A 9011-nucleotide genomic window follows, 5' to 3' on the forward strand; every position below is an offset into this window, starting at 1 on the left:
AGGGGCTGCGGCGCGGCTCATGCGGCGTCCTCCGCGGCGTCGCCGAGGCGGGCGGCGGCGCCGCCGCGCGGGGCGGCCTGCGCCGCCCGCTGCGCCGCGGCGAGCGCGGCCGCGGCGGCGGTGGCGGCGCGCGAGACCTCCTCGAGCTTCTCCTCGATGCGCAGGAGCTGCTGCGCCAGGCGGCGGTCCAGCTCGCGCACCAGCGAGAGCGGGACGTAGGTGCGCGCGACCTCGAGCTTGAAGGCGGCGAGGTCCTCGCGGGTGCGGCCGAGGGCGTCGGACTCGCGCTCGTCGGCGCGGTCCATGCGCGCCTGCAGGTCGCGGCGCAGGCCGTGCAGCATGTGGAACAGGGCGGCGACGACCGGGATCTCGACCACCGAGATCCACCAGGTCGGCTCGATGTGGATCGGAGTCATGCGGGCTGCCTTCTTGCGGGGGCGGACGGGGGCGGTCACCTTGCGGGCGGGCGACCGCCTCCGGGCTGATGCGACGCGAACGGGCGACGATGTGGAACGAGCCGTACTTGGAGACCTGCTGCCGCTCCGCGCTGCACCGGCTGACGCTGGTGGGCGCGCTCGGCCGGCCCGACGGGCTGAAGGACGGGCCCTGCCTGGAGCGGCTGGCGGGCATGGGCCTCGCGCGGCGGCGCGCGGCCGACGGGCGCTACGAGATCACGTCGGCAGGGGTGGCGCGGCACGCGCGCGAGGTGCTGAAGCGGCCGCCGGCCGGCGCCGGCGGCTAGGGCGGAGCGCGGACGGCCGGGAACGGGCAGGCGCACGAATCCGCTCGACAGGCAACGGGCCGAAGCCGCCGCCGCGCCCACGGCCGGGCGGGAACGGCGCTAGCCGCCGCGCCAGGCGGGCCCGCGCGGCGGCGGCGCGACCGAGGGGAGCCGCACCGGCTCGGCGAGCAGGCAGCCCGCCACCGCGTCCAGCGCGTCGTCGCGCGCCGCGCCCGGCGCGTCCGGCCGCCAGGCGGCCATCTCCGCCGGGAAGGGCGTGCGCCAGACGCTTTCGTGCGCATGGAGCCGCCGCGCGGCGAGGGCGGGCTCGAGCGCGGCGAGGATGCGCTCCGCCTTGGCGCGCGCGCTGGCGTGCTCGATCACCGCGCAGGCCGCGCCGGCGCGCGCCATCTCGCGCCGGAGCAGCGCGGGGAGGAAGCGGCCGAGACCGTTCGTCTCCACCCGCACCGCGGGCAGCAGCAGCGCGCGGGCGACCGCCGCGACCGCGCGGCACTGCTGCGTCGCCGGGTCCTCCGGCCGGTCCGGGTCGTGCGTCAGGTAGGCGAGGCGGTGCAGGTAGTGGTTGCCCTCGGCGTCGGCATAGACCGCCGCCAGCACCGAGGCGTCGCCCGCGCCGCCCGCGCGTCCGTAGGCCGGGTCCCAGAACCCGCCGCCGGAGACCAGCCGCCGGCCCATCAGCGTCAGCACCGCGCGCCCGCCGGCCTCGCGGTACTCGGGCTCCTCCGCGTAGCGCACCAGCGCCGCGGGATCGAGGCGCGCCGCGCCGTCCGGCACCGCCTGCAGCAGCATGTGGCGGGCGAACTGCAGCGGCCCGACGCGCCGGCGCAGCGCCTCGATCGCCTCCGGCGGGAAGCGCTCCGGCCAGGCGCTGCGGCCCCGGGCGTCGAGCAGCGGCAGCGCGAGGCGCCTGTAGCCGGCGAGGAAGGCCTCGCCGTCCTCGCCGGCCTCGCGGTAGAGGCTGTCGGCGCAGTGCGGCGTGCCGACGTAGAGGATGGTGCCGCCGGGGGTGAGCACGAACTCGGTCTCCGCCAGCCGCTCGCGCAGCTCCGCCCGCTTCGCCGGCGTGTCGCTGTTGCCGGCGACCTCGACGTCGTCGCAGACGATCAGGTCGGCGTGGCAGCCGGTGATGTTGCCGCCGACCCCCTGCGCGAGCATCGAGGGATCGCGCAGCACCGCCGGGCGCGCGACCGTGAAGCGGTCGGCGGCCCAGGCCTCCGGCCCGTCGGGGCGGATCGGGGCGCAGAGCGCGTGGCGCTCGACGATGCGGCGGACCATCGCCACCATCTTGGTCGCCAGCGCGTGGTCGGCGGCGAGCACCAGGATGCGCGTGTCCGGCTCCCGCATCAGGGTCCAGGCGCAGTAGAGGCCGACCAGGGTGCTCTTGCCGGAGCCGCGGAACGCCGTCAGCAGCAGCCGGCGGTCGCCGGCGTTGCGGCGCGCCTGCAGCCAGCGGGCGATGCGCCGGTGCAGCGCGGGCGTGTCGAGCCGCTGGCGGCGGTTCCAGATCCAGACGAATTCGAGCAGGTCGGCCGGGCGCGCGGCGGCGGGCTCAGGCCGGCGCGTCTTCGCCATCCGGCGCCTCCCCGCCCTCCTCCTCGCCGGCGGCCGGCAGGCGCGCGAGCTCGCTCCGCGCCTCGGCCAGCGCCGCCTCGGCCTGGCGCAGCGCCGCCTCGCGCGTGGCGGCGCCCGCCTCGCCGTCCGCGGCGCCGATCGCCCGCATCAGCCGGAGCAGGTGCTCGAGGTGGGCGAGCGCGGCGCGGCAGGCGGCATGGCGCGCGACGAAGGCCCTGGCGTCCGCTTCCTCCGGCACCGTGGCAGCGAAGGCGCGGTAGTCCTCGACCACGTGCCGCACCATCTCGGCGAGGCGGGCGACCGGATGGGGCGCCGCCGCACGACGCCGCCTCATGCCTTCACCACGCGCGCCCGCACCGTGCCGGCGCCGAGGTCGATGGCGACGCCGCTGCGGTTCCACGCCGTCACCGTCACCACGTCGGACGCGCCGACATTGGCGAGGAAGACGATGCCGGAGGTGGCGAGGCTGAAGCCGGCCTGCGCGAAGTCGCCGGCCCGGGCGCCGGGCAGCGGCACGTTGACCTGCGTGCTGGCGCCGGCGGCGAGCGAGGGCGGGTCCCAGGCGAGCTCGGCGACCAGCTCGCGCCGGCCGTGCGGCAGCCAGGGCAGGCCGTAGAGCAGGGGCGGCGAGAAGGCCGGGTCGCAGCAGAGGCGCAGCGCCCGCACCTCGTAGTCGGCGGAGATGCGCGCGATGCCGATGATGGCGTAGGCGACCTGCGGGGCGAGGCGCACCACCTGCAGGCGCAGCAGCCCGGCATCGGTCATGTCGGCCGAGCCCTGCCACCAGCGCGCCGTCGCGTTGTAGGCGAGCGTCTGGCCGGAAGCGAGGGCGAGCGGGCCGGCGGCGTCGGTCAGCAGGGCCCGGCCGGCGTCGAAGCACTGCACGACCAGGCGCGGGCTGTCGGCGTCCACCGCGAGGGCGAATTCGCGGCAGCGCCGCGCGTCCACGACGAAGCCGAGGCCGCGCCCGGCCGTGAGCAGCACGCCGGCATCGGTCAGCACGTACTGGTCGAGCCCCGGGAAGGCGAAGTGCTCGAGCAGGCTCGGGCTGCCGGAGACGTTGGTGGAGAGGCAGGCGAGCCGCTCGAAGCCGGTCTCGGTGTTCGACCAGCGCAGCGCCGCCGCGCGCAGCGAGGGGACGGCGGCGATCTCGCGCGCGAACTCGCGGTGCGCGGCGGCGCGGTGGCAGCGCCGCACCACGGCGCCGGCGCGCGTCGCGCCCGGCGCGTAGTCCACGTCCACCTCGTAGCCCTGGCTCGCCCAGGCGACCTCGTAGAGGTGGTCCTCCGCCGCGCCGGTGTGGCGGGCGACGTAGGGCGAGCAGCCCTCCATGCGGATGCCGCGCGCCCAGACGGCGCGGCTCGACACCTCGGAGAGGAAGGGGATGCCGCTGATCGGGCGCCCCTCCGCCTGCAGCTCGAAATTCGGGCCGTCGAACAGGTGGCGGTTGTGCGCGGCGTAGGCGCCCGGCGCGGCCGAGAGGCGCACACCGAAGCGGTCCTTGTCGGGGTGGAGCGAGGAGGCGACGGTGAAGTGCCCGCCGCAGTAGCGGACCGAGGCGTTCCACGCGACAGCGGTGGCGGTGCGGATGTCGAGGCCGATCCGGTTGTTCGCGAGGCGGCCGAGGACCAGCGTGGTGTCCTCGAAGCCGCGCTCCTCGCCGAGGGTGCGCACGCCGATGGTGAAGCCCTCGACCTGGCGGATCTCCACCCGGCTGGCGTCGAGGTTGCGCAGCACGATGCCGATGTCGGCCTCGTCGAGCCAGTCGGAGACCGTCGCGCGCACGACGCGCAGCCCCTCGTAGAGCTTGGCCGCGTTGCGCACCGCCGCGCCGTCGCCGAGGGTGAGCGCGGCCTGCCCCGCCGGCCCGGCGTAGAGGATCGAGCCGCGCATGGTGAGGCCCGCCGCGGCGCCGGGCAGCGTCAGCGGCTGCCCGGTGCGGAAGGTGCCCTCGCCGATCTCGAGATGCCTGCCCGCGGCGGCGGCGGCGTTCATCGCCGCCTGCAGCGCCGGGCCGTCGTCGGCGACGCCGTCGCCGACCGCGCCGAAGTCGCGCGCGGAGAGGCGCTCGGCCAGCTTGTCCTCGACCGTGCGCGGGATGCCGCCCGGATAGGGGACGGCGAGCGTCGCCTCGTCGCGGCCGAACACGGTCACGTCGCCGAGGGAATCGAAGCCGAGCACGCGGTTGGCGCGCGCCTCGCGCGCCGGCAGCGTCAGGCGCCCGCCGGACTCGGAGGGGTCGAGCCGGATCGCGCCGGCGATCTCCGCCGCCACGTCCTGCAGGGCGGCGGTCTGGTAGTCGAGCTCGTCGTTCAGCGTGCGCGCGCGCAGCACGCCGTTCTCCTGGAAGTCGGTGGTGCGGGCGATGCGCAGGCGCCGGCGCAGCGCGACCAGGGCGCCGGGCGCGGGCGGCGTGGCGAACACCACCTGGCCGCCGCCGGACTGTCCGGCGCCGGTCACGGCATAGCCGCCCGACTGCAGCACGCGGTCGAGCCGCACTTCGAGATCGGACGGGGCGAAGATGGGGAAGGGATAGGTGAAGGCGGTCTGCGCGCCGTCCGCGACGTAGAGCGCGTGCGGCGCGATGTCGCCGATCGTGATGTGCTCGGGCATCGGTTGGACCTTGCGATCGGGGCCGGAAAGGGGCGACGCGCCGGCTAGTCGAGCAGGCTGCGCAGCGCGGTGCCGAAGCTCTGGCCCGCGCGCAGATAGGCGGCGAGCGAGCCGTCGGGCCGGAGCAGGCTGGCGCGTCCGGCGGACAGCCGCAGCGCATAGCGCGCGTCGTCCTCGGCCTGCGCCGCCGCGGCGTCGCGGGCGAGGCCGCGGGTCAGCGCCGCGGCCGAACCCTCGTCCGGACTGACGCCGGAGGCGGCGAGGCGCGCGCGCGTGGCGGCGATGGTGCGGCGCAGCTGCTCGGCGCGCTCGCGCGCCCTGGCCTGCCGCTCGATCTCCAGCGCCTCGCGCCGCACCGCCTCCTCCGCCGCGGTCGCGCGCGTGCGCTCTTTCTGGTACTTCTCGAGCTGCTGCCCCTGGCGGATGTGCGCATAGGTCGAGACGCCCGCGCCGATCAGGGTCGCGAGCGAGGCGAGCTGGGCCATGTCAGTCGTTCGTCCTCGTCTCGGTGGTGACGGAAAGCAGCGTCAGCGGCAGCGGCGCGTCGCCCTCGACACGCCAGAGCGGCTCGAGGCTGTCGCGCCGCCAGCCGAGGCCGCGCAGCGTGACGTCGCCCGTGAAGGGCGCCGGCGGCGCGTCCAGCAGCGGCGTGTCGAGCCGGCGGAAGGGCACCGGCTGCGCCCCGCCGCCCAGGTCCACGGCGAGCGCCGCGGTGCCGAGCAGGCGGAAGGTCGCCGCGACCAGCCGCACCGGCCCGGTGCGCGCCGCGCCGGTCGGCGCCAGCACGTCCGGCGGCAGCGGCTCGATCAGGTGCCGGAAGGGCAGGCCGATCTGCACCGCGCGCGCCGGCGGATCGAGCGTCACCGCGCCGTCCAGCACCAGCGCCGGCGCGCGCACCGCCCCGTCCGCCAGCACGCCGACGGTGCGGCCCTCGAGGTGGGCGAGGCCGGACCAGCCCGCCTGCGGCGCCGCCGCCTCGGCGGCGAGGGCGGCGTCGAGGCCGAGGCCCGGCTCGAAACGCTCGAGGAAGAACCGGCCGCCGCCGTGGCGCTCGACGACGGCCCAGACCGTGCCGTCTGCCTCGGCCAGCGCGCGGAAGGCGCCGTCGGTCTCCTGCCGCGTCCAGGCGGTGACCTGCTCGGCGCGGTAGAGCGTCAGCGTCCCCAGCGCACCGTCGGCCATCGCCAGATGCAGCAGGCGCTGCGCCCGGTCGTAGCACATCGCCACCGGCGCGAGGACGAGATGCCGCGCGAGCAGGGCGAGGTCGTTCGCCTGGTAGCTGTCCGCCACCTCGGTGTAGGCGAACTCGCAGACGGCGCGCCCGCCGCGCGCGACGAATACGGTCGCACCGTCCACGTCCACCGGCGGCACCTGGCGATCGGTCGGCGAGCCGACGCGGGTCTGGCGGTGGATCCGGACCGAGGCCGGCGTCAGCGGCTCGCCAGTGACCATCCACTCCGCGCCCGAGGTGAAGACCTGGAGGTGCCGGCCGGAGAAGACGGCGCGGATCGCGTCCGCCTGGTCGGAAACCAGGCCGAATGCGATCGCCTCGTCGTCGAGCCCGCCGCCGAGGTCGAAGTCCGCCGGCGCGCCGGTGCGCGACATCCATAGCCGGTTCGGCAGGTCGCGCGAGCCGCCGAGCACGAGCCGCTCCTGGTGGAAGCAGGCCGAGACCGGCCAGCCGCGCGCGGCGGAGAAGGCCGCCTCGTCCCAGTCCGCCGTCGCCGCCGAGCCGTCGAGCGGCTCCTCCACCGTCGCCGCCGCGCTCAGCGGGGAGGCGACGGCGGTGACCAGCACGCGCCTGCCGCCCAGGCGGAAGCGCGCGCCGACATGCCCCGCGAGGAAGACCGGCGCGGAGGCGGTGAGCGTGACCGCGCCCGACGTCGCCGAGGGCGCGAGCGTCACGCCCGCCGGCGCGAAGCGGTGGAACGGCTCGCGCGTGAAGGCGAAGGGCGCGAGGGACCAGGCGCCGGAGGCATCGCGCGTCACCTGCTGCGGCGGCATCGCGGGATGCAGCAGCAGCAGCGCCTCGGCGCCCTGGGCGGGGGCGATCTGCGGCAGCATCGCCTCGCTCCAGGGCGCGGCGAGCTCCGCCACCTTCGCATCGCCGAGGAAGACGGAGAGCGCGCCGGCGGTGAGCACGAGCAGCCAGGTCTGGCCGGGACCGTGCTCGAAGGCGATGAGGCGCGCCGGGCCGGGCAGCTCGGCGACGAAGCGCAGGCCCGGGCGGCGCGTCACGCCCCCGGTCGGCTGGAGGAAGACGTTGCGCAGGCGCCGCGCGCCGTTCTCCCAGGCGCGCAGGTCGCCGCGGCCGAGCAGCTCGGGGGCGAGCTCGCCGGCGGCGAAGCTGGTCTTGGCGCGGCGGATCGGACTGGCCATGGGCGCCCCTCAGCCCCCGCGCGCCGCGATCAGCGGGAAGCCCTCGAGCGCGGCCGCCGTGCGCTGCTGGCTGTCGGCGAGGCGCGCGGCGCGCAGCTCGTCCTCCGCCAGGCGGAACAGCACCTCGGCGCGCGAGGAATTCTCGGTGATCGGGATGCAGAACTCGGCGGCGAGCCGCGCCACCAGGGCGGCGGCGAAGAAGGCCGGGAAGGCGCTCTCGTCGGGGCGGAAGACGTAGGTCAGGGTGATGCGCGCCGCGTTCGCGTGCAGCCGGTCCTCGGCGATTCGGTAGGGCACGCCGCGCCCCGCCCCCTCGCCGCCGGCGGACAGGGCGCGCAGGAAGTCGGGCGGGAGCTGGAAGGCGTAGGCGAAGTCGGCGACGGGCACGGCGGCGAGGCGCGGCAGGGTCGTCTGGCCGGTGGCGAAGCTCCACGGGTGCGCGGAGAGCAGCGCGTCGCGGATGCCGGGATAGAGGTTGGCCGCGACCTCCGCCTCGGCGGTGCCCTCGTCGAGCGAGGCGACGGGCCGCGCGCCGATGCGGATCAGGGCGCGCGAGCAGAGCGCGAGCGCGGACAGGGCCATCGGGGGCTCCGGAGAGGGTGGGACGGAGGGCCGCCCGCCGGCGACCGGGCCGGCGGGCGGGGACGGGGCGCGAGACGCGCAGGCCGCTACTCGAAGCAGCGCATGCGCACGACGCCGGTGTCGTCGATCAGCACCGCGCCCTGCGACATCATGTTGTTGACGAAGTAGGCGGCGCGGTCGCCGTGCCAGGTGATGTCGGTCACCACCTCGCTGCCCACGGCGTGGCCGACCGCGGTCTTGTGGTAGAAGTAGCAGTAGCGGAGCTGCCCGGTCTTGGTCAGGCCGGAGTGCGGGATCCACAGCGCGCCGAGCCAGCGCTTGGCCTGCGTGCCCTTCCACGGCAGATCGTCCTCGCCGACGTAGTCGGCGTTGGCGAACTCCTCGATCTGCAGCAGCTCGCTCCACTGCTTCCAGCCGACGACGGCGTAGCGCTGGCCGTCGTCGGGCACGTCGGCCTCGCCCATCATCTCGAAGGCGAGCAGCACCTTCTGCCTGGTCAGCCCGTCGGTGTCGGCGAGGCCGGCGCCGGTGCCGCTCGCCACGCGCGTCGCGGTGTCGAGCGCGGCGATGATCAGCTCGTCGGTCTTGCGCCCGAGCGCGTAGGCGCCGGCGTTGGCGACCACCGCCCGCTCGTCGATGGCGGTCTTGAGGTCGTCGAAGTGGTCCACCCACTCGCCGGCGTAGTAGTCCTGCAGGAAGCATTCGGCGGTGGAGTAGTCGAGGTTCATCACCGGCACGACGCCGTTGCGCGCCTTCGCCGCCGCCGTGCCCTTGCCGACGCGCGGGAAGACGGTGGAGGCGCCCTTGACGCCGGTCTTGGAGCGCACGGTCGGGCGCAGCTTCGAGCCCTGGCGCTGGTAGGCCTCGTGCACCTCGGCCTCGAACTGCTTGACGAAGGCCTGGTCAATGGCGGGCATGGGGATCGGGTCCTCGCTGGTCGGGAGGGGACGGGGATGGGGGCGCGCCGCCGCGCGGTTGGCCGCGCGGGGGCCGCGCGGCGGCGCGTGACGCCCGCGGCCCCGCCGGTCGGGCGGGGTTGGCGCGGGCGGAACGGGGGGAGCGGGCGGCAGGCGGCGGCGCCGCGCCGCGGCGGGCGCGGGCGGGGGGAGGAACCGTCCTCGCG

The 9011-nt window shown here is 76.6% G+C and carries 9 protein-coding genes; 1 reads left to right on the plus strand and 8 read right to left on the minus strand.

Translation table 11 applies throughout. The features are described from left to right. Positions 1 to 17 precede the first annotated feature (17 nt). Entirely contained in the window at positions 18 to 416 is a 399-nt protein-coding gene (locus tag K1J50_RS17790) for a hypothetical protein (RefSeq protein ID WP_220119100.1), read from the minus strand. 89 nt (positions 417 to 505) lie between these two features. Between K1J50_RS17790 and K1J50_RS17795 the strand changes: the two genes are divergently transcribed. Next, entirely contained in the window at positions 506 to 742 is a 237-nt protein-coding gene (locus tag K1J50_RS17795; RefSeq protein ID WP_220119108.1) for a hypothetical protein, read from the plus strand. 99 nt (positions 743 to 841) lie between these two features. On the opposite strand, the gene terL is transcribed toward K1J50_RS17795, so the two are convergent. The 7 genes from terL to K1J50_RS17830 all read right to left on the minus strand — a co-directional run bounded on the left by terL (position 842) and on the right by K1J50_RS17830 (position 8805). After that, on the minus strand, positions 842 to 2314 hold the full coding sequence (terL, locus tag K1J50_RS17800; protein WP_220119101.1) for a phage terminase large subunit: 1473 nt from the start codon (positions 2312 to 2314) through the stop codon (positions 842 to 844). Then, the gene (locus K1J50_RS17805; RefSeq protein ID WP_220119102.1) at positions 2292 to 2648 is read right to left on the minus strand and encodes a hypothetical protein; all 357 of its coding nucleotides are present in this window, start codon (positions 2646 to 2648) and stop codon (positions 2292 to 2294) included. Before K1J50_RS17805 ends, terL begins: the two co-directional genes overlap by 23 nt. Beyond that, positions 2645 to 4927 carry a hydrolase gene (locus K1J50_RS17810; protein WP_220119103.1) on the minus strand — a complete coding sequence of 761 codons (2283 nt, stop codon included), beginning with the start codon at positions 4925 to 4927 and terminating at the stop codon, positions 2645 to 2647. The genes K1J50_RS17805 and K1J50_RS17810 overlap by 4 nt, the downstream gene beginning before the upstream one ends. Positions 4928 to 4971: 44 nt before the next feature. Next, on the minus strand, positions 4972 to 5412 hold the full coding sequence (locus K1J50_RS17815) for a hypothetical protein (protein ID WP_220119104.1): 441 nt from the start codon (positions 5410 to 5412) through the stop codon (positions 4972 to 4974). Between the two features lies 1 nt (position 5413). Further along, entirely contained in the window at positions 5414 to 7306 is a 1893-nt protein-coding gene (locus K1J50_RS17820; protein ID WP_220119105.1) for a hypothetical protein, read from the minus strand. Positions 7307 to 7315: 9 nt separating this feature from the next. Continuing rightward, a complete protein-coding gene (locus tag K1J50_RS17825) occupies positions 7316 to 7888 on the minus strand; it encodes a hypothetical protein (protein ID WP_220119106.1) in 573 nt (190 codons plus the stop codon). A gap of 86 nt (positions 7889 to 7974) precedes the next feature. Further along, positions 7975 to 8805, minus strand: coding sequence for a phage capsid protein (locus K1J50_RS17830; protein WP_220119107.1), 831 nt, complete (start codon positions 8803 to 8805; stop codon positions 7975 to 7977). Positions 8806 to 9011: the final 206 nt, after the last annotated feature.

The sequence above is a fragment of the Caldovatus aquaticus genome, from assembly GCF_019458025.1.
GTDB classification, from domain to species: domain Bacteria; phylum Pseudomonadota; class Alphaproteobacteria; order Acetobacterales; family Acetobacteraceae; genus Caldovatus; species Caldovatus aquaticus.